The sequence below is a fragment of the Maridesulfovibrio sp. genome (assembly GCF_963677005.1).
GTDB lineage: Bacteria > Desulfobacterota > Desulfovibrionia > Desulfovibrionales > Desulfovibrionaceae > Maridesulfovibrio.
In genome coordinates, this window is the sequence record NZ_OY781616.1 from 2,929,609 (window position 1) to 2,950,377 (window position 20,769).

Here is a 20,769-nt window from a genome sequence, read left to right on the forward strand (position 1 = left end):
TGGTCATTTTTTGCATGCAAAATTATTTTTTGTGTGTTAAATCCCAAGTAACCTGTTCGGGATCAAAGGCTAGAATAACGGACCTGGAGTGGAAGGTCCCTAAGAATGAAAACAAATAAAAGGCAGGTATGAGAAATGGGTGCAACCAGACTCTACAAGGCGATTTTTGAAATTACCAGAGCGGTCAACTCCAGCCTGGAACCGAAAAAGGTTCTCAACAGTATTGCCGAAAAAGTGGCAACTGAAATGGAGCTCAAAGGCTGCTTTATCAGACTCCTCGACCGCACAGGGGAAACCCTGCTTGCGGATGCTTCCTACGGTCTGAGCGAACGCTACGAACAGAAAGGCCCCGTTGAGGTTTCCAAAAGCCGTCTGGACCAGGAAGTTCTGGAAGGAAAAATCGTAACCATCCCTGATGTACGCAACGATGATCGTTTCCAGTATCCTGAAGAAGCCGCCAAGGAAGGCCTCGTTTCCCTTGTTGTGCTTCCCCTTACCGCACGCGGCAAAAAGGTCATCGGCGTCCTGCGCGTCTATTCTTCCGAGCTGCGCGAATTCTCCGAAGATGAACTGGACTTTCTCAAGTGCGTTGCCGACCTTTCAGGTCTCGCCCTCGAAAACGCACGCATGTTTTCCGCACTTAAACGCGCGAGTGAACTGGCAAACGAATACATTTACCGGGTAGACGATTAGCCCGATTTTCTGGTGAGGATTTTAAAAATGAGTAAAGTAAAAGTAGGTATCAACGGTTTCGGCCGCATCGGCCGCCAGGCTCTCAAGACCATATGGGAAAGACACCGCGACACCGTGGAAGTTGTTGCCATCAACGATCTTTTCGACATCGGAACCAACGCCGCCCTCTGCGCAAGAGATACCAACTACGGTAAATTCGCTGCGGACCTCAGGGTTGAAGGCGATATGATGTACGTGGGAGACGACTTCACCATCAAGAACTTTGCAGAACGTGATCCCAAACGCATCCCCTGGGGCGAATGCGGAGTGGATGTTGTTATCGAATCAACCGGTATCTTCCGCACCGGCCCTACTGCCGCGCAGCATCTTGAAGGCGGAGCCAAAAAGGTTGTCATTTCCGCACCGGCCAAGGAAGAAGACATCACCGTTGTAATGGGCGTAAACCACACCGATTACGATCCCGCAAAACACACGGTTATTTCCAACGCATCCTGCACCACCAACTGCCTTGCTCCGGTCGTAAAGGTCATGCATGAAAAATTCGGCATTGAAAAAGGGGTTATGACCACAGTTCACTCCTACACCAATGACCAGCGCATTCTCGACCAGCCGCACAAGGACCTGCGCCGTGCACGTGCTGCAGCATGCAACATGATTCCTACCTCCACCGGTGCCGCCAAGGCTGTTGCCCTGGTTATTCCCGAAATGGCCGGACGCTTCGAAGGATACTCCGTACGTGTTCCTACACCGACCGTATCCCTGGTCGACTTCGTGGCCGTGCTCAAAAAAGACACCGACACGGAAGAACTCAAAGCCGTGCTCAAGGCTGCCGCCGAGGGTGAACTCAAGGGAATTATGGGCTATTCGGAAGCTCCCCTTGTTTCAAGCGATTTCATCGGCGACCCCCACTCCGGCATCGTTGAAGCGGATTTCACTGTTGTACAGGGCGGTAACCTCGCAAAAGTATATGCCTGGTATGACAACGAATGGGGCTACTCCTGCCGTCTTGCCGACCTGATTGATTACATGGGCAAGTGCGGATTGTAGCAGCGGAACGTCAAATTCCGCAAAGGGGTCAGGGCAAGAGTGGATGAGCCCGGTGCACCCCTGGGGAGAAAAAACTCCCCGAACTCCTGATTCGGCCGGGGACTGTCCCGGCAGGATCGCGGGTGGTACTTAAGATTCGAGAGACCGGCAGAGCTCACCCCGTATCAAGGGCGCTGCCGGTTTCTCCTGTTTTAAGGACCCAGCCAGCGGACTGTTCCGCTGTCCGTATCATAGACGGCGCCTATGACCCGGGCCTGCCCGGAGCGGACCTTTTCCAGCACGGCCGGGCACTGCCCGAGAATATCACGCATCACCTGCCGCACGTTTGTTTCGGAAACCCTGTCTACGAATTCATCCCCCTTAAGCGACGGATAAAGAATCCCGGTCATCCTGATCGCCGGTTCCAGCTTGCCCATCAACTGCATCATGTGGCCTTTGATTGCCATTTTCTCTACAGCAGCCTTGATGATAGTGCTTTTTGTCTGCCCCATGACGACCAGAAGCGGTGTTTCAAGTGCGAGCATGGAATACTCGACCGAGGCCAGCGTGTCGCTGCCTGCCACATTTCCGGCGGAGCGGATAACGAACAAATCCCCAAGCCCGCGGTCGAAAACAAGTACGGGCTCCACTCTGGAATCGGAACTGCATATGATCGAGGCAAAAGGCTGCTGCCCCTTGATGGCCAGCAGCTTGCGCTGGTGGGAGGTCTGATTCGGATAAACGCTTGTACCCTTGGCGAAACGCAGGTTGCCTTCCTTGAGCAGCATCAGGGAACGGTCCGCGTTCCTGTCCGCTGCGGTGGCATTTTCGGCGGATGCCGTCGGTACTCCAAGTCCTATAATAGCCGAGACAATCAGGAACAGTATCAGATTCTTCATTAACATCTCCGCCGGTTGGGGTGTTTGGCTGCATTCCGGAAGAGCATACATAGGATGACTGCGTTATTGCAAGTCGGCGATCAACCCTGATCGGCTTCGCAATATTCCGGCGTTCCTCCGAGTTCATCCGAGCCTGCCGCCCTGCTGTAAAAACGGAGCGGCACCATGGTAAAAACAGTCACTCCCACAAGCAGGAAGGCAATGTATCCGGCGGAAGCGGCTGTTCCCTCATCAAGGACCGCCTGCGGGGGGATAAAGCCAAATACGAAGACAAATACACAGGTCACGATGGCTATGCCCGAAACAATCCATATGCCGACCTTGCCGCCGGGAATTGTGTAGCCTCTCTTCACATCCGGCCGCGTGTAGCGCAGTTTTATGGCTGCCGCGAACATCAGAAGATACATTATCAGGTAAAGCTGCACCGCCAGTGCGCTCATGAGCATGAATGCGCTGGAAACCGTGGGCATGAAAAGAATGGCGCATGAAACAACTGCGGAAAGGCCGCTCTGAATTATCAGTATGTTTGTGGGGATACCGAACCGGTTGACCCTGCTCCAACTTGCGGGCAGGTAGCCCTCGCGCGCGACTTCGCGGATACCTTTCGACGGACCGACCATCCAGGTTATCACCATGGTCAGGGCTCCGTAAGCCATCAGAAAACAGATCACCGGGGTCATGTACTCCATCCCGTGTATCTGGAACAGCTTGTCGAATGCCTGGCAGACACCGGCGCTGAGGCTCACTCCGTCCGCAGGTACAACCATGGCTATGGCCAGCGACCCGAGTGCTGAAACTCCGATGATAAGGGCGCTGGCCGCGAAAATGGCCTTAGGATAATTGACCGCCGGGTCGCGCACTTCGTTCACATGAACTGCGGACATCTCCATGCCGGTAAACGAAATAAGCATGGCCGCAAGCAGCATCAGCTGTTGCAGATTGTTGATGTCCGGCAGCAGGGCTGCGGCGGAAAAGGCAATCTGAACCTGCTTACCGGCCATCACGTGGTCAATGCCCAGCACAATGATGAGAATGCCCGGAACAATGCTCCCGGCAATTGCGCCCGAAGAACTGAAAAATGCCGAAAGTTTCATGTCCCTGAAGTTCAGGAATGTGGCAACCCAGAGGGTTACCTGAATGACGGCCACGATAAACCATTTGTTGTCGGCCAGTTCAGGATCGAAAGTATAGGCTATCGCCGATCCGCCGAAAGCCAGTACCGCGGGAAACCAGGGCAGGTTTTCCACCCACTGCATGAAGATGGCCACAAAACCCCATTTGGGCCCGAAAGCTTCCTTGACCCAGAGATAAACACCGCCCTCCTCATCCCAGCCGGAAGCCAGTTCCGCGGAAACAAGTGCCGAAGGAATGAAAAAGCAAAACGACCCGAGCGCGAGATAGAAAATCAGGCCCCACCCGTATTCGGCAAGGCCGGGCAGAGAACGCAGTGACAGGATTGCCGCCACGTTGATCATCATCAGTGTGAACACGGACAGTTTCCCTTTGGAGTTCTGTGCAGTCATGTTAAATTCCCCGGCTTTGCGGGAGCCGACCTGTTTTCGCGGTATGAGGGTAAAAGTGAAAACCGTAAATGCCGAAATCTCAAATCAGCCTAAAAATCTGAATCACCCGGACATTTTCTGGCAGTTGCAGCAGAAAGTGGAACTGCGCCCGGCCACGGTTGCTCCATCGAAAGTCCTGCCGCAGCAGGGGCACGGCTCGCCCTTTTTTCCGTACGCCTTGAAGCTGTTCTGGAATCCTCCGGCATCACCGCCGGAATCCACGTAATCCCGTATGGAGCTGCCGTTTTCACTGATTGCCTGCCGCAGCACCGCCTGCAACTCGGTAAAGAGCTTTTCCAGCGACTCGCGGGACAGGTCCGAGGCTTTGGCCTTGGGATGAATACCGGAGCGGAACAGCGATTCATCGGCATAAATATTCCCCACGCCTGCTACTATGGACTGGTTGAGCAGAAGGCCTTTGATCTGCGACTTTCGCCCCTCTACCCTTTTGACAAGTTCAGCGGGAGTTGTTTCAAGGGGTTCCGGTCCCAGATTGCGGTAAAAGGACCATTCTTCCAGTTCTTCATTGTTAAGGGCTCGGACTTCACCGAATTTGCGGGTATCATGAAACTCCAGAGAGCCGCCGTTATCAAGGCCGAAGACAATGCGGGTGTGCGGTTTCGGGTCAGTGGGTCCGTCGTGAGCCAGTACGCGCCCGGTCATCTTCAGATGGAAAGTTATGTGAAGATCATCGCCGAGATCCATGATCAGCAGCTTGGCCCGACGATGAACGCGGGTAATCTCCTTTCCGGCAACACGGGACGAGAAGAGATACCACGGCATTTTTACACTGCTGTGGTTGAGTATCTTGACCGATTCTATGGTCCTGCCGACCAGCGATGCGGCCAGTCCGCGGGATATTACTTCCACTTCCGGTAATTCTGGCATGATGTCATCCTGAACTAAAAATTTATTATTTCTTCTTCGAGCCTGAAAGCAGTCCCAGATCTATTTCAACCTGATCTCCGTACCTGTCCACGGTAAAGACAAGCGGCCTGTTTTCCCTGTGCGCCTTGGCACCGGCCATATGCAGCGAAGAAAGCGAGGTTACGGGAATGCCCTGAGCCAGGGCTATTATGTCGCCGGGACGGAGACCTTGGCGATATCCTTTGCGGTCACGCTTTACCTCGGTTACCACCGCCCTGCCGAAACGCATTTCAACCGTCATGCCCATCCTGCTTTCATAACTCGGCGGACAGTAGAAAAAAGCATCCGCGGCCGTGGGATAAAATTCTTCCCCTCGCCAGGGCAGAATGGACATTATCCGGGCTTCAGGATCAAGTATTTTCAGACGCCGGGCTATGCCCCAGCCGTGCTCCACATGACCGCCACCGGCAAGAATAATCACCGGGTGCCCGGAACTCCTGTGCAGGGAAACGGACTTTTCCGCCATTGCGGTATCCCAGAGCGACTGCACCAGAAAAAAACGCTCTATCTGCTGCGGGTCCGTGGCATTATGTCCCTTATGCATGGCCAGCACCTGTTTCAGGCCTTCCTCCTGCTCCTGTGGCGGAGAAATCACCTTTTCCGGAAGCATGGCCCGGTCCTGCGGGGAAAGTCCCTCCAGACCCTTGTCACGGACCTCTCCGGTCAACCGGAACGGAAAATTGAGCCCGGCAACAGTCAGCCTCCGGTTTGAGGCCAGTTCGAATATGGGCCGGAACATGTTGAAGTCGTACCGCCAGCCGTTTTTCCAATCCAGAGCTTCGGGAAGTTCGTCCACGGAAATCTGCCCTAGATTGAACCGGTTCAGGACATCCTGTTTCTGCGCCGTGACCATTTCAAGGCCGATCGCTGCCTTGCGGTTACCGCGCGTAAGCGCATCAGTAACTTCAAGCTGCACCTTGTGGTCACAACGGTTGGTATGCCCTTCGCCTATAAGCACGTAGTCGGCTTTCAAAGCTTCTGAAACCAGCTTCTCAAGGGGCATTCTATCCCCGGCCGGGTCAAGAAACTCTCCGGAGCACGGCAGAAAGGAAACGGCCATTTCAGGAGGAACGACCTTCTTTGCACAACCTGCCGCAAGCAGCAGAAAAAAAACCGCGCAAAGGGCCAGAAGACCCCTTGCGCTTTTTCCGATAATTTTTCGCACCATGCAATGTACCGGGCTAATCCCAGATTCTCTTGTCTTCAATGGGCCGAACCTGTGGAGGCAGGGCTCCGGGGGTGAGCACTTTGAGAATCGGGCGCAGTTTGATCTTTTCACGGAACATATGCAGCAGTTCATCTTCACGTTTGAAGTTGGAGACCTCGATATTGAGGATCATCTCGTCTATGCCGCCGGGGTTGGTAACCTCGATCTGCCAGCGCTTGACTTCCTCGAAATGGGCCATGACCTGCTCCACCTGATGGGGGTAGACGAACATGCCCTTGATACGCGCGGTAGTATCCACGCGACCAACGATGTTGCCAAGGCGCGGAGTGGAACGTCCGCAGGCGCAGGGAGTGCGGTCGATGTAACTCAAGTCTCCGGTGGCAAGCCTGATCAGCGGATAAGTCTTGTTGAACGCGGTAATGACGATTTCACCGACTTCACCGTCCTTGAGCGGAATACCGGTGTCAGGATGGCAGATTTCTACATAGGCACGGTTGGTGATGTGCAGCCCGTTCTTGTGGAAGCACTCATAGCCGATGCAGCCTACGTCTGCGGTTCCGTAGCCCTGACGCATGATCAGGTCGAATTTCTTTTCAAGGTTGGAACGCACCTTTTCGGAGAACTTTTCACCGGTGACGAAAGCCACTTCCAGATAAAGATCCTTACGCAGGTTAAGTCCGGCCTCTTCGGCCTTCTGCGCCAGATGCATCAGGTAGCTGGGGGTTCCGACATAGCCGGTAACTCTCAGCTTCTGCATGATTTCAAGCTGGCTGTTGGTAGATCCGGGACCGGCCGGAACCACAGCACAACTGAGGTTGCGCAGCGGCTCCTCGAACATCAGCCCGGCCGGAGCCAGATGATAGTTGAAGGTGATCTGGGCAACGTCGCCGGAGCGGAAGCCTGCAGCGTAGAACCCTTCGGTCCATCCCCAGTAATCCTCGGCACGATCTTCGGGATCGAAAATAGGACCGGGAGAAAGAAAGATCCTGCGCAATTCACCAAGATCCTTGGTCAGCAGGCCGCCCAGCCGGGGGCCCATGGACTGCAGGAATATGAGTTCTTTCTTTTTTAATATGGGTATATGCTTGAGGTCCGAAATATCCTTGAATTTTTCAACCTGAAACTGAGCTCTGTCAAAACGCTTTTTGACATCTTCCGAATAACGGTAGGCATTGGTCAGAAGCTCCTTGAGCTGAAGGGCGCAATACTGACGTCTTTCACTCTCATCCAGAACTTCACGACGACTGTATATGCCTTCGGTACGGTCTTTACGAGTCATTTATAGGTTTCCTCCAAATGTTATTGTCAAGCGGAGACGAATCCCCACTTTACCTCAGGTAATATATAAAAACACTCCGCAATTGTCAACTTTTTTACCAAAACACCAATTAATATAGCACGTTAATTGCTTGATTACCAGATTCGAACAGATAAAAACAACTATTTTTGCAGTTCATCTTACTTCTTATGGCCGTAAACCGAACTTTTTCATTTTTTTTATTGACAGCCCGGTGCGGTACGGATAAAAGCTTCTTCGTTCACAAGGACGGGCCGTTAACTCAGTCGGTAGAGTATCTGCCTTTTAAGCAGAGAGTCGCTGGTTCGAACCCAGCACGGCCCACCATCCTTAAACACCCGTTGCCAACCGCCTTACGGCGGACCAGATTCGGCAAATGGCGGTTCCTCAAAAAACTGCTCCAGACTTGACTTATTTTAATTCGGTCTGATAGTTTTTATAGAGGCGCTTTAAAATATAAGGGTCGTTAACTCAGTCGGTAGAGTATCTGCCTTTTAAGCAGAGAGTCGCTGGTTCGAACCCAGCACGACCCACCATTTTTAAAAGAAAAGGCGCGCAATCTCAGGATTGTGCGCCTTTTCTTTTGTCTCTCGGTTAATAAAATCGGAGCCAGATCAATTCGGCTGCCGAAATCTCCGACAGCCGGACATTAGATCATTCTAAAACAACTCGAATCCGTCCTCGTCGTCTGATTCTGATCCTCCGGCCGGAAGCATGGCCCAGCTCCTCCCCTCAAACTTGAAAAAACTTATCGCCTGCTGCAGGACCTGCCCCTGTCTGGACAGTTCTTCCGAAGTCGAAGCCATCTCTTCCGAAGCGGATGCGTTCTGCTGTATGACCGTATCAAGTTGCTGAATTGCCTGATTGATCTGCGTCACGCCCGAATTCTGCTCACTGCTAGATGCCGCTATCTCCTGAACAAGCTCCGCTGTCCTGCGGATACTCGGCACCAGCTTTTCCAGCATTGATCCGGCCTTTTCAGCTACATCTACAGACGAAGACGAAAGCTCGCTGATTTCCGCCGCAGCCATGCCGCTGCGCTCGGCCAGTTTACGCACCTCTGCGGCAACAACGGCAAAGCCCTTGCCATGCTCTCCGGCCCGGGCAGCTTCAATGGCCGCGTTCAGGGCCAGCAGATTGGTCTGCCGGGCAATTTCCTCTATGATCATTATCTTTTCAGCAATGCTCTTCATGGCTGAAACGGCCTGGCCGACCGCCTGAGCACTCTGATCAGCCTGAACCTGCGACTTCTCGGCCACACCTTCGGTCTGCAATGCATTTTCCGCATTCTGCCTTATATTGGCAGCCATCTGCTCCATGGAGGAAGAGACTTCCTCGATAGAGGCGGCCTGCTCTGTCGCCCCCTGAGAAAGGCTTTCCGCTGAAGCGGAAAGCTCCTCGCTGCCACTGGCAACATTATCGGATGCCCCGGTCACATCCCCGACCACGGAACGGAGCCTGCCGACCATTTTGCGCATGCCGTCCGCCAGGCTTCCCAGCTCATCACCGCGTCTCAAATCAACGTCGGCAGCCAGATTTCCCCGGCTGACCTCAGCCACAAAATCAAGACCCTTGCGCAGGGGACCGAGGATGCCTCTGGCAATAATCAGAGCCATTACAATTCCGGCCAGAATAGCGACAACACTAACGGAAACTATGACCTGCCGCGTCTTGTTCGCTTCGTCGAGCATCTGTTCATCAGTCATGATGTTTCTGACAACGGTTGCCCGGACTTCATCCAGTATTTCCTGAATCTTGGCGAGAGCCGGGACAGTTACCGTGGCATAGACATTGGAAGCTTCCGCAAGGGACTTCATGTCGCTATCATGCCACGCGATAACTGCATCAATTTTTCCAAGGGTCTCCTTGGCCTCTTTTTCCACTTTGTCCCGGAAGTACGCTTGTGCTCCTTTGTGGTCACCACGCGCAAGATAGTCGTTAAGAACCGCAACGGATTCATGCAATCGCGTATGGGGGGCCATAATCTCTTTCAGTTTTTCCCCGAACTCGCTGTTCTCATCGGCCAGTCGCCTAGTCTCCGCGGAGTATAACCAACGGCCGAGTCCACACTTGTGGGGGTCTCCCTGAGCGGACAGTTTCCTCGTATCGGGGTCCATAAGCTGAGCCAGAACGGAAAGCATCCAGTTGAGGTGGTCCAGCTTTTTCTCGCGCAGAAAATTCCCCAGTTCCGGATCGACAGGCCTGTATTTTCTGCTTATTTCAATGGCGGACTCATGCAGTGCCTTGTGCGGTTCTTCTATCCTCGCCAGCAGCGGCTTTATGGCCGGAACAAGTTCCTCGGCCTCTTTGCGGGCATTGCTGTAATACCACTTGCCGAATCCGCACTTGTGCGGGTCTGTCTGAACATCCAGCGTATGGACGTTCTTGTCGGTAAGCAGCGTATTGACTTTGTTCACCCAGTTGAGATGATCCACAACTTTCTGAACAAAATCACCCCTTAATCTATTCCCGTCTATCACATCGTGCGCGTTGTGCACTATGTTGCCGATACCCACTATCGACCAGATTCCGAGGACGGCCAGCAAAACCAGCACGGACCCGAACCCGACGGAAAATTTGTACGCCAATTTCAAATCTTTCCACCCCATACACTCTCTCCCTCAATCCTTCCGCGAACGCGAAAATAGTTAACTGTACGCAATAATTACACTGTCGAATACAATAACATATTTTTTCATTAAATTAAAAGCTGATACTGCACTTTTTAGATCCATATTATAATCATAAATACATACTCATAGATCCTGCTTGACTTAAACCCGGAGCAATTATACTGGTAGGACCAGCAGACAGTATGATGTCCGACCGTAAAAAACCGGTACTGAAGCGCATGATCCGTTTTCCACCGGCAGCTGAACAAAACCAAATCAGCGGTAACGGGCCGGGCAAAACCGGGAAGCGAATGTTCAAACCGATCAAAAAAGTACGGGTCTCCGAAACGGCGGCCATGCAGCTTGAAGAGCTCATAAAAGACGGCACCTTTGCCGAAGGGCAACCCCTGCCCTCTGAGCGCGGGCTCATGAAGGAACTGCAGGTGGGACGGGGGTCCATCCGTGAAGCACTGCGCATTCTGGAGATAAAGGGGTTCATTGAAACAAGGCCCGGAATAGGAGCTTTCGTCAAAAGTCATGAGGGAGATATTTTCAGTCCCCTTTCAACATGGCTTAAAGACAACAACGAAGCCCTGCACCATTTTTTCGAAGTACGCTCGCTTCTGGAACCTTCTACGGCCCGAATGGCCGCCGAGCGTATTTCTGACGAGGACCTTGAAGCCCTTAAAAAAAATCTTGAGGAATTCGGAAACACTGTGGCCGCAGGAGACCTGCCCAGAGCCATACTGGTTGACGCGGAATTTCACAGGCTGATCGGGAAAGCAACCGGAAACAAAGTGCTTTCATCAATAATGGACGCCCTGTACCGGACCATGATCGAGGGGTGGAAGGCCCCGCTTAAAATTCCCGGCCAGCCGCACAAGAGCCTGGCCGAACACAGCGAAATCCTTGATGCGATAAGAGCAAAGGACGGAGCAAAAGCCTCGCTGCTCATGAATGAACATCTGAGCAGCGCACTGCAGGCCCTGGGTGATGCGGGACTCAGGAAACACTAGACGGAACGAGACCATGGATCAGACAATCGAACGGGAACATCTTGAACTCATTTTTGCGGAAGCCCTGGACAGGGTTGATCCGTACAAGATCATTACCAATCGCATGTTTCTTGAGGGAGATGTGCTCTCGGTTGCCGATGACAAGGGCGACATCTCCATCGACCTGAATGAATTCGACCGGGTAATGGTCATCGGTGCCGGAAAGGCCACTGCGAAGATGGCCCGGGCAATTGAAGACATCATGGGTGACCGTATTGATTCAGGTGTTATTTCCGTCAAGTACGGGCACACGGAAAAACTTTCCAGAATCAGGACCATTGAAGCAGGACATCCTGTTCCGGACGAAAACGGGGTCAAGGCGGCTCTCGAAATAGAAGACATGGCCTGCTCCGCAACCGACAGAACGCTGGTTCTGAACCTTGTTTCCGGCGGAGGGTCCGCCCTGCTGCCCTGCCCGGCACATGCCGAGGTTGACGGAAAAAGGATAGAAGTAACCCTTGCAGACAAGCAGAGCGTCACAAAGACCCTGCTCTCCTGCGGAGCGGACATAAGCGAAATAAACTGCGTCCGTAAACATCTTTCAAATCTCAAGGGAGGCCGGTTGCTGCGCTGCCTTCGTCCGGCCCGCAGCCTGAACCTGATCCTCTCGGACGTGGTCGGGGACAATCCCGATACAATAGCTTCCGGGCTCACCAGCCCGGACCGCAGCACATACTGCGATGCGGTATCCATAATCGACAGCTACGGCATCAGGGACAGAATCCCTGCACATGTATTAAAAATACTGGAACTCGGCAGGGAAGGCAGACTTCAGGAGACCCTAAAGCAGGAAGAATTCAGCAGAGTCCGTGCGGACAACATCCTCATCGGCACCAACCGCATAGCCCTGCTCGGAGCCTGCGACAAAGCCCGCGAACTGGGCTACAATGTGCGCATTCTCACCTCCAGACTGCAGGGAGAAGCAGCGGACGCGGCGGATATGTTCTGGGCCGTGGCGCAGGATGAACGGGAGTGGGAACTGCTGGAAAAGAAACCGGCCTGCATAATCGCAGGCGGTGAAACCGTGGTGACCCTGTCCGGAAACGGCAAGGGTGGCCGCAATCAGGAAATGGCGCTCAAGTTCCTGCAGCGGTTGTCGCAGGACGAATCCGGCGGAAAAAGCATCCATTTTCTTGCCGCATCAACGGACGGCAATGACGGTCCGACCGATGCGGCCGGCGGCTTTGCGGATGCAGTCGCATTGGAGAGCACAGGCAAGGCAGGACTCTCCATTTCAGAATATTTAAAAAACAACGACTCCTACCACTTCCTTCAAACGGTAGGAGCCTTGCATAAGACAGGCCCGACCAACACCAACGTCTGCGACATCCAATTGCTGATCGTTAAGTAAAGTCGGCCGGCTTTCAGCTGAAAAGGAGACCGCTGCCATCCTTCCACTTCCCCAGGCAAGCGGTCTCCCTTTCAACCTTTTGGAGCAAAGCCTCTCCTTAGCTCTCCTCGAAAAGAAGCGCAACCTATTCTACTTATTATAATCAGTCCTCACTTTTAAAAATCGCAAGTAAATACAACGACCGGCCCGCAAGGTCGGTTATTCAATTATTCTGCACAACTGATTTTAGAAACTGAATTTGATCTGCGAAAGCAGCATGCCGCAAAGCATGAGCGCACAGCCTGCCATCCCCTGTGTGGTAAGAGTCTCACCAAGCAGCAGCCATCCGGCAACAGCGGCGAACAGCGACTCAAGGCTGAGGATGATTGCGGCGTGTGCGGGCTTGGCGTCCTGCTGAGCTATCACCTGCAGGGTATAGGCCACCCCTACGGACATGAGCCCCCCGTAAAGAATGGGAACAGCGGCGCCGTAAATCCCGGACAGGGTCATGTCTTCAAGGATTGCCGCTCCGACAAAACTGAACACAGAGCAGGCCGCAAACTGTCCGCAGGCGAACTTGACCGGGTCCACCTGTGTGGCCAGCAGAGAAATGACTATTACGTGTCCGGCCCAGAAAAAGGCGCTGAACAGGACCAGCAGGTCGCCTATTTCTATGTGAAAACCTTCGTTAACGGAAAGCAGGTACATTCCGATTACAGCCAGCAGTGCTCCTATCCAGGTAGGCAGCCCTGTTTTCTGCTTGAAAAAAAGACCGAATATGGGAACGAAGACAACGTAAAGCCCGGTAATGAACCCGGCATTTCCTGCGGTTGTGTAGACCAGCCCCCACTGTTGCAGGGTTGCGCCCATGAAAAGAGCTCCTCCGGCAATCAGGCAACCCTTGACGAAGCTTTTCGGGTCAACTTTCTGATACGTTCCGTCCTTCCTGCGCTCCTTGTCCAGACGGACGATGAGAGGCAGAAGCGCGGCTGCTCCGAGAGCAAAACGGACCGCGTTGAAAGTCAGCGGACCTACATAGTCCATACCGACTCTCTGGGCCACGAAAGCTGCTCCCCAGATAATGGCTGTGATCAGAAGCAGGATGTCTGCTTTCAGACTTTTTGTATTCATGGATGTTTTCCGACCGGTCTGTAAGGAGTTGTCTGCCGGGTGTTATCAAAACTGACGCCCGGAGGGATAATCCACTCCGGGCGTCAGAAACCAGCTTGCAATAATAATTATTTCATGAACTTCAAGAACGGGTTGTCCTGCGAAAGAATAATCCTCGTATCACCCTTGAAGCCCTTTTCATAGGCTTCCAGAGATTTTGCGAATTCATAGAACCGCGGGTCCCTGCCGAAGCTGTCGGCATAAATCCTTGTAGCCATGGCATCGCCTTCACCGCGCATGATTTCAGCCTTGAGGTTGGCGTCTGCAATGGTGATGGCTTTTTCCTTATCCGCTGCAGCTGTTATCCTTGCAGCAGCTTCGTTACCCTGCGAACGATACTGTCTTGCCATACGTTCGCGCTCTGCACGCATGCGGCCGTAAATAGCGCGTGCGTTTTCCGGAGGCAGGTCCGTACGTTTGATTCGTACATCAAGGACTTCTATACCGTAGGCCTTGAGCAGATTGTTTGAAGTACTGGTTACTTCCTCCATGATGGCGGTTCTATCGCTGGAGATAATTTCAATCAGCGTATAGCGGCCGAGCGCAACACGGAGCTCCGCATAAATGATGTCATCAAGGCGGGCCTGGGCTCGCGGTATGGAACGCACCGTGCGGTAAAACTGCAACGGGTCGGCAATACGCCACTTGGAGTAGTTGTCCACGACCATGTTCTTCTTGTCCTTGGTCAGGATCTCCGCCGGACGGGCATCGTATTCAAGCAGCCGTGAGTCGAAATAAATCACGTTCTGGATGAAAGGCAGCTTGAAATGCAGCCCCGGACCGAGCGGGCCGGACTTGGGTTTACCAAGCTGCAGTACAATGGCCTTTTCAGTCTGCTTGACTATATAGGCACTCTGGGCAATCCCCAGCACAAGTACGATTATCAGTATTGCCAGGGGAGCGGAACTTTTCTTGAGCATACTCATAATTCTTTTCCCCCTATTTCTTTCCGGTTGTTACGGGAAGCGTTCCGCCGTCCAGAGACAGAAATGGAAGCACTTTTTTCGCCGCATCATCAGCAAGGATGATTTTCTTGATTTCAGGATTCGCAAGAATATTCTGCATCGTCTCCAGGAACATCCGTTTCACGGTGATGTCCTTGGCCTTAAGGTATTCCTTATAGACGGCCATGAATCTCTTGGCCTCACCTTCGGCAAGACGGATCTTGGATTCCTTGTACGCTTCAGCCCTGTTCACGATAACCGCCGCCTGGCCTCTGGCCTTGGGCAGTATGTCGTTGCGGTAGGCTTCAGCCTCGTTTATGTAGCGGCTCTTGTCTTCGCGTGCACTGGCAACGTCCTTGAACGCGTCCACAACCTCGTTCGGTGGATGAACGTTCTGCAGCTGCACCGCCAGCACGTTGACCCCGAGTTTATATCGATCAACGATTTCCTGCAGGAGATTACGTGTTTCGGTCTGAATCTGCAGTTTGCCGGTGGTCAGGGCAAGTTCGATCTTGGTCTTGCCTATGATTTCACGCATGGCAGCTTCAGCCGCGTCCTGAATAGTCTTTGCCTGATTGTTCACCTTAAACAGGTAATTCACCGGATCTTTGATCTGGTACTGCACGATGAACTGAACATCGACAATGTTTTCATCACCGGTAAGCATGAGCGATTCTTCGGGAACATTCCTGGATTGCCCCTGAGTAAAGGAGCTGGAAGATCCGTAAGAACGGAACCCGATTTCGACACGCCTGATCTGAGTGACCTTCGGACGCATCACCGATTCAATGGGCACCGGAAGGTGGTAGTGCGGTCCGGGACCGGTAGTGGTAACGTATTTGCCGAATCTGGTCACCACACCGACTTCATCGGGTTCTACGATGTAAACCCCGGAAAGAAACCAGAGAAGTATGATGCCGATGACAATGAATTTGCCGCCGGGGACTCCGGTTCCGCGTATTTTTTTGATAGTGGAGTTGATTTCGTCCATGTTGGGCGGCTTAGGTCCGCCGCCGCTGTTCCTCTGCCGTTGTTCGGATAATTTGTCCCAATCCCAGTTCATGATAAATTGATAGGCGAGACGGACCGACATATCAAGGAAAATCGGATAAGCGGACCGCGCGGTTAATAAAAAACGTCACAACCGATTGACAGCCGTGGCGTGTATCTAGACACCGATCGGACAAGTATATGTGCGAAAATCGACAACTGCAACAGATTCCGCAAGTTGACACGGGACCCGGTTGTGGTTTTAGCATGCGCCAGCCATAATGTTTACGAATAACGCAAGGCAGCCGGAACTCCGGCGACAGATTTAAAGGAGCTGTTCAGGTGAAGGAAATCAACCGCGAAATATTCAGGGCCTACGACATACGCGGAGTTGTGGGCAGTGATTTTGACGAGGAATGGGTGGAAATGCTGGGCAGGGCCTGCGGAACGTGGTTCCGGAAAAAGGGATGGGACCGGGCGGTTGTAGGGCATGACTGCCGCCACAGCTCCCCGGCCTACCAGCAGGCCATGGTGAAAGGGCTGAACAGTTGCGGTGTGGATGTGCTTTTTCTCGATCTTGTGCCCAGCCCTGTTTTTTATTTTGCAGCCAGAAAACTCGGCTACATGGCCGGAGTGATGATAACCGCCAGCCACAATCCGCCGGAGTTCAACGGATTCAAAGTCTGGGGAAAAGACACCACCATTCACAGCGGCGATATACTTGATATTTACGAGATCATGAAATCAGGTGATTTTGCGGAAGGTTGCGGAGTGGCTTCTTTCCACAACATCATACCGTTTTATGTTGAAGACCTGCTTTCCGGCATAAGGATCGAGCGGCCGGTACGGGTGGTCCTGGACGGCGGCAACGGCGCAGGCGGACATATCGCGCTGGAACTGCTGCGCCGGGCCGGAGCGGACGTCATTCCTCTATACTGCGACCCGGATGGGGATTTTCCGAACCATCACCCCGACCCGGTTGTGGAAAAATACATGGGCGACCTGCTCGCCGCAGTGGTGGATCACAAAGCGGAAGCAGGAATCGGGCTGGACGGAGACGCCGACCGCATCGGCGCTGTTGATGAAAACGGGCGGCTTATGCCCGGAGACCGTCTGCTTGCCATATACGCAAGGGAAATGCTCGGCCGTAAACCGGGGGAAACCGTCATCGGCGATGTAAAATGCAGCCACCTCCTTTTCTCGGACATTGAGACTCACGGAGGCAAGGCAATCATGGCCCGCACAGGGCACTCGATCATGAAGGCCAAAATGGCCGAAACCGGAGCCGGTCTCGGCGGAGAAATGAGCGGGCACATGTTTTTCTCCGATCGGTTTTACGGCTTTGACGACGGAATTTATGCAGCCCTGCGGCTGGTGGAGATTCTTTCGAAAAGCAAACCACCGCTTTCCGGTATGCTTGAAGACTGGCCGGAAACATTCTTTACGCCGGAACTGCGCGTTGACTGCCCGGAGCGGATAAAATTCAGGATAGTGGAAAGAGCCGTGGAAGAGCTTTCAAAACGGTTCAGGGTTATCACCATAGACGGTGCCAGAGTTGTTTTCGAGCACGGCTGGGCGCTGGTAAGAACATCCAACACTCAGGCTGCATTGACGCTCAGGTACGAAGCCGATTCCCCACAGCATCTTGAAGAAATAAGAAAAATCATTGATTCCCTGCTCAAGCAGCTAAGAAATGAACTTGAAGGTTGACAGACGGTTTTACATCCTGTTTGAAGGAATTCATTATGAATGCTAGACTCAAGAACCGGTTCAGGCAGGGTTTTTCGTCATGGCGTGCCTCTCGGGTTACCCTGCCGGAAGGATTTACCTTAAGCCCTAGGACCGCCGGTTAAAGAAATATGCAGTTTAATTTGCCGGGAAAACAGGCAGCGAAAACGAAAAGGTGGCTTGCATGGCTCTCATGTTGAAACCGTACGGCAGAACCGCCAGTGAAAAATTCCTGAGAATGATCGGAATTCTCATAATTTTCGGCCTTGTGGCATGGGCTTTCTGGATGAATAACCAGAGTACGCTGGAAAAGCTGCAGGCAAGAAACGCATTGTGGGACCAGACCAAGATTCTCTCCCGGTCCGAAAGGGAATTTGTGCAGGGGTTCATCAGAAGTATGCGCAGCGAATTCGGAGTAAAGGTCCGCATACAGATTATTACCGACCATCTGAAAGAGCCGAAGCTTGATTCAAATGAACTTTACATCGGCATTTCACCGGCCCACGAGGAAGTGATTATGTCTTTCCCCGGACTTGTCCGCCACGCACTTGGAGATGCTTTTATCGAGGAAATGGAAAAAGGTCATTTTACCGGAAATTTCACTGATGACAAATGGCCCACCTCGCTCATGACCTCACTGTCCATGATTTGGGAACGGTTGCTGAAAGTTGATTCGGCCCAGCCTGTAATCCCGGTTTACAGCGGGAAAACAGGAGGTAACACAACCGACCCTGAATCCGGCGGACACACGGAATAAAACAGAAAAACAAAGGAAGAAATGTCCAGAAAAACAATAACCGTCTACACGGACGGCTCATGTCTTGGAAACCCCGGCAAAGGCGGCTACGGAGCAGTGCTTCTCTACAATGATCACCGCAAGGAACTGTCTCAGGGATACAAAAGAACAACAAACAACCGCATGGAAATGCGGGCCGTAATTGCGGCGCTCACGGAACTCAGCGAACCGTGCGATGTGACTCTTTATACTGATTCGCAGTATGTCAAAAACGCCTTTACCAAGAAATGGATAGATAACTGGCAGAAAAACGGTTGGAAAACTGCGGCGAAAAAGCCGGTCAAGAACAAGGACCTCTGGTTGCAATTCATCCCTTTGCTTAAAACCCACAACGTAACCTTTCGCTGGGTCAAGGGGCATGCCGGGAATCCGGAAAACGAACGGTGCGATGACCTCGCCCGCACAGCAGCATCATCCGGCAACCTGATTGAGGATGAAGAGGCATAGCCCGGCATTTTAGACAAATCTTCAGGAAAATATAACTGCTCTTCATATCCCCGTGGATTGAAGCCCTGCTTCCGGTCTGATCGGGGGGTGAAGAGCAGCGATCAATTATTCATTTAATCCGCCTAAGCCGAAGTCAGAATACCAAAAGGACAAAGCTCATATTCATACACACAGGACGACTGCAGCAATAGACGGGGTTCTCCCTTACCTGAGCGCCGTTCGCAGAATCTTTCCGCTAGAGGTCTTGGGCAGTTCTTCACAGAACTCGATGGACCGGACAATCACGACCGGTCCCAGTTCGCGGCGGATGTGCTCTTTGAGTTCCCGGTGCAGATCATCGGTTCCTGCCACGCCATGCTTGAGGGTGACGTACCCTTTGGCAATCTGCCCCTTGATCTTGTCCGGGACACCGACCACAACGGCCTCGGCCACTTGCGGGTGACCGGCCAGTGCGCACTCTACTTCGGCGGTGCCGATGCGGTGCCCGGCGATATTGATCACATCGTCCGCCCGGCCCTGAATCCAGAAATATCCGTCCTCATCCCTGCGGGCGACGTCCCCGGCATAATACACTCCGGGTATATGCTGCCAGCACTGGGCCATAAACTCTTCCCGATCCCCCAACACATCGCTGAACATGGCCGGCCACGGTTTCCTGATCACCAGAAATCCGCCCTTGCCTTCCGGAACGGAATTCCCTTCCCGATCCACGATGTCGGCATCTATTCCGGGCAGCGGCCTGGTCACCGATCCGGGTTTGAGCACGGAAACGGGAAAAGGACTGATCATGATCATCCCTGTTTCGGTCTGCCACCAGGTATCCAGCACCGGGCAGCGCCCCTTGCCGATATGCTCATACATCCAGAGCCAGGCTTCGGGATTGAACGGCTCTCCCACTGCGGCGAGAATACGCAGAGAGGAAAGGTCGTGCTGTTCCGGATAACGGTGTCCGAACCGCATGAGCGTCCTGATCTGAGTCGGCGAGGAATAAAAAAGTGTGACCCCGTATTTTGAAACAATATTCCAGACACGGTCAGCCTGAGGATAGAGGGAGTGCCCCTCGTACATGACTGTGGTTGTACCGGCCAAAAGCGGCCCGTAGACCAGATAACTATGTCCGGTTATCCAGCCGGGATCGGCGGAGCACCAGAAGATGTCCGTGGGCTTCAGATCGAACACCCACTTGAATGTACGGTGTACTCCGACCATGTATCCGCCGTGGGAATGGATTATCCCTTTCGGCTTCCCGGATGTCCCGGAGGTATGAAGAATAAAGAGGGGGTCGCCGGACGCCATTATCTCCGCAGGGGCAAAGGGACGTTCATGGCGCACAAGATCCGCGTACCAGCAGTCTCTGGCCGAATCCATGTCCACATCCACATTTGCCCGGTGTACCACCACAACCGACTCAGGCACCCCTTCCGGCGTGCCGAGCAAAGCCCGGTCCACTTCCTCCTTGAGGCGGATGACCTGACCGTTACGATAAAAGCCGTCTGCCGTTACCACCACGCGGGGGCGGATTTCGCAGAGCCTCTCCCGGAGCAGGCGAGCCGAAAAACCGGAAAAGACAAGGGAGTGCACCGCCCCTATTCTGGCGCAGGCCAGCATGGCGATAACCGTCTCGGGAAGCTGAGGCATATAAAGGACCACCCGGTCCCCTTTCGTTACCCCCAACCGTCTGAGACCGTTCGCAAAACGGTTCACTGCCCGGTAAAGTTCATAATATGTATACTGCCGAGAATCCCCGGCTTCGCCTTCCCAGATAAGGGCCAGACGGTTCTTGTTCACGGTTTCTATGTGCCGGTCGAGCGCGTTGTATACAATATTGCACCGCGCTCCGGTGAACCAGCGAAAATTCGGAGCATCGGAAGAATCGCAGACCTTCTCCCATTTGGTGAACCAGTCCAGTTCCTCGGCCGCTTCTTCCCAGTAGGCGCACAGGTCGGTTTCCGCAAGTTCTCGGGCAACACGCAGGTCCTGTGGGTTCATCCCGGCTTCGATAAGCATTTGCGGCAACGGGCGAAAGACCCTTTCCTCATGCAGCAGGCTGTCCAGTGTTTCCTTATGATCCACGGAGCCCTCCCTTCTTTGATACGGCCAAGCACACCTCTACTGAAAATTTCGA

At 53.2% G+C, this 20,769-nt stretch carries 17 protein-coding genes and 2 tRNA genes; 9 read left to right on the forward strand and 10 right to left on the reverse strand.

Annotated features, from left to right (window positions below):
* The first annotated feature begins 135 nt into the window (after nt 1-135).
* Complete coding sequence (locus tag ACKU4E_RS12955; RefSeq protein ID WP_320171497.1) at nt 136-693, forward strand: GAF domain-containing protein; 558 nt, start codon at nt 136-138, stop codon at nt 691-693.
* A 27-nt stretch (nt 694-720) separates the two neighbouring features.
* Nucleotides 721-1,740, forward strand: a complete 1,020-nt coding sequence (gene gap, locus ACKU4E_RS12960) for a type I glyceraldehyde-3-phosphate dehydrogenase (protein WP_320171498.1) — start codon at nt 721-723, stop codon at nt 1,738-1,740.
* Nucleotides 1,741-1,931: 191 nt separating this feature from the next.
* Here gap and ACKU4E_RS12965 read toward each other — a convergent pair whose 3' ends face one another.
* The 5 genes from ACKU4E_RS12965 to ACKU4E_RS12985 all read right to left on the reverse strand — a co-directional run bounded on the left by ACKU4E_RS12965 (nt 1,932) and on the right by ACKU4E_RS12985 (nt 7,554).
* Entirely contained in the window at nt 1,932-2,618 is a 687-nt protein-coding gene (locus ACKU4E_RS12965) for a carbonic anhydrase (RefSeq protein ID WP_320171499.1), read from the reverse strand.
* A gap of 80 nt (nt 2,619-2,698) precedes the next feature.
* Nucleotides 2,699-4,141, reverse strand: coding sequence for an amino acid permease (locus ACKU4E_RS12970; RefSeq protein ID WP_320171500.1), 1,443 nt, complete (start codon nt 4,139-4,141; stop codon nt 2,699-2,701).
* Nucleotides 4,142-4,243: 102 nt separating this feature from the next.
* On the reverse strand, nt 4,244-5,068 hold the full coding sequence (gene mutM, locus ACKU4E_RS12975) for a bifunctional DNA-formamidopyrimidine glycosylase/DNA-(apurinic or apyrimidinic site) lyase (protein WP_320171501.1): 825 nt from the start codon (nt 5,066-5,068) through the stop codon (nt 4,244-4,246).
* Between the two features lie 25 nt (nt 5,069-5,093).
* A complete protein-coding gene (locus ACKU4E_RS12980; RefSeq protein WP_320171502.1) occupies nt 5,094-6,275 on the reverse strand; it encodes a ChaN family lipoprotein in 1,182 nt (393 codons plus the stop codon).
* A 13-nt stretch (nt 6,276-6,288) separates the two neighbouring features.
* Nucleotides 6,289-7,554 carry an AMP-binding protein gene (locus ACKU4E_RS12985; RefSeq protein ID WP_320171503.1) on the reverse strand — a complete coding sequence of 422 codons (1,266 nt, stop codon included), beginning with the start codon at nt 7,552-7,554 and terminating at the stop codon, nt 6,289-6,291.
* A 269-nt stretch (nt 7,555-7,823) separates the two neighbouring features.
* Here ACKU4E_RS12985 and ACKU4E_RS12990 point away from each other — a divergent pair.
* Nucleotides 7,824-7,899, forward strand: a tRNA-Lys gene (locus ACKU4E_RS12990).
* A 133-nt stretch (nt 7,900-8,032) separates the two neighbouring features.
* Nucleotides 8,033-8,108 (forward strand) — tRNA-Lys (locus ACKU4E_RS12995).
* A gap of 123 nt (nt 8,109-8,231) precedes the next feature.
* On the opposite strand, the gene ACKU4E_RS13000 is transcribed toward ACKU4E_RS12995, so the two are convergent.
* Nucleotides 8,232-10,181 (reverse strand): methyl-accepting chemotaxis protein, encoded by a 1,950-nt coding sequence (locus tag ACKU4E_RS13000; RefSeq protein ID WP_320171504.1) that lies wholly within the window; start codon nt 10,179-10,181, stop codon nt 8,232-8,234.
* Nucleotides 10,182-10,390: 209 nt separating this feature from the next.
* Here ACKU4E_RS13000 and ACKU4E_RS13005 point away from each other — a divergent pair, with 209 nt between their 5' ends.
* Together ACKU4E_RS13005 and ACKU4E_RS13010 are read left to right on the forward strand one after the other, a co-directional pair.
* On the forward strand, nt 10,391-11,200 hold the full coding sequence (locus tag ACKU4E_RS13005) for a FadR/GntR family transcriptional regulator (protein WP_320171505.1): 810 nt from the start codon (nt 10,391-10,393) through the stop codon (nt 11,198-11,200).
* Between the two features lie 13 nt (nt 11,201-11,213).
* Nucleotides 11,214-12,590 carry a glycerate kinase gene (locus ACKU4E_RS13010; RefSeq protein WP_320171506.1) on the forward strand — a complete coding sequence of 459 codons (1,377 nt, stop codon included), beginning with the start codon at nt 11,214-11,216 and terminating at the stop codon, nt 12,588-12,590.
* Nucleotides 12,591-12,815: 225 nt separating this feature from the next.
* Here the strand turns inward: ACKU4E_RS13010 and ACKU4E_RS13015 are convergent, their stop codons facing one another.
* From ACKU4E_RS13015 to hflK, 3 genes are all read right to left on the reverse strand, one after another.
* A complete protein-coding gene (locus ACKU4E_RS13015) occupies nt 12,816-13,700 on the reverse strand; it encodes a DMT family transporter (protein WP_320171507.1) in 885 nt (294 codons plus the stop codon).
* Between the two features lie 107 nt (nt 13,701-13,807).
* Nucleotides 13,808-14,665 (reverse strand): protease modulator HflC, encoded by an 858-nt coding sequence (gene hflC / locus ACKU4E_RS13020; protein WP_320171508.1) that lies wholly within the window; start codon nt 14,663-14,665, stop codon nt 13,808-13,810.
* A gap of 13 nt (nt 14,666-14,678) precedes the next feature.
* A complete protein-coding gene (gene hflK, locus ACKU4E_RS13025; RefSeq protein WP_320171509.1) occupies nt 14,679-15,776 on the reverse strand; it encodes an FtsH protease activity modulator HflK in 1,098 nt (365 codons plus the stop codon).
* Nucleotides 15,777-16,015: 239 nt separating this feature from the next.
* Between hflK and ACKU4E_RS13030 the strand changes: the two genes are divergently transcribed.
* From ACKU4E_RS13030 to rnhA, 3 genes are all read left to right on the forward strand, one after another.
* Nucleotides 16,016-17,383, forward strand: a complete 1,368-nt coding sequence (locus tag ACKU4E_RS13030) for a phosphomannomutase/phosphoglucomutase (RefSeq protein WP_320171510.1) — start codon at nt 16,016-16,018, stop codon at nt 17,381-17,383.
* Nucleotides 17,384-17,585: 202 nt separating this feature from the next.
* Nucleotides 17,586-18,158 (forward strand): TPM domain-containing protein, encoded by a 573-nt coding sequence (locus ACKU4E_RS13035; protein WP_320171511.1) that lies wholly within the window; start codon nt 17,586-17,588, stop codon nt 18,156-18,158.
* Between the two features lie 21 nt (nt 18,159-18,179).
* On the forward strand, nt 18,180-18,644 hold the full coding sequence (rnhA, locus tag ACKU4E_RS13040) for a ribonuclease HI (protein WP_320171512.1): 465 nt from the start codon (nt 18,180-18,182) through the stop codon (nt 18,642-18,644).
* A 204-nt stretch (nt 18,645-18,848) separates the two neighbouring features.
* On the opposite strand, the gene acs is transcribed toward rnhA, so the two are convergent.
* On the reverse strand, nt 18,849-20,717 hold the full coding sequence (gene acs, locus ACKU4E_RS13045) for an acetate--CoA ligase (protein ID WP_320171513.1): 1,869 nt from the start codon (nt 20,715-20,717) through the stop codon (nt 18,849-18,851).
* Nucleotides 20,718-20,769 lie beyond the last annotated feature (52 nt).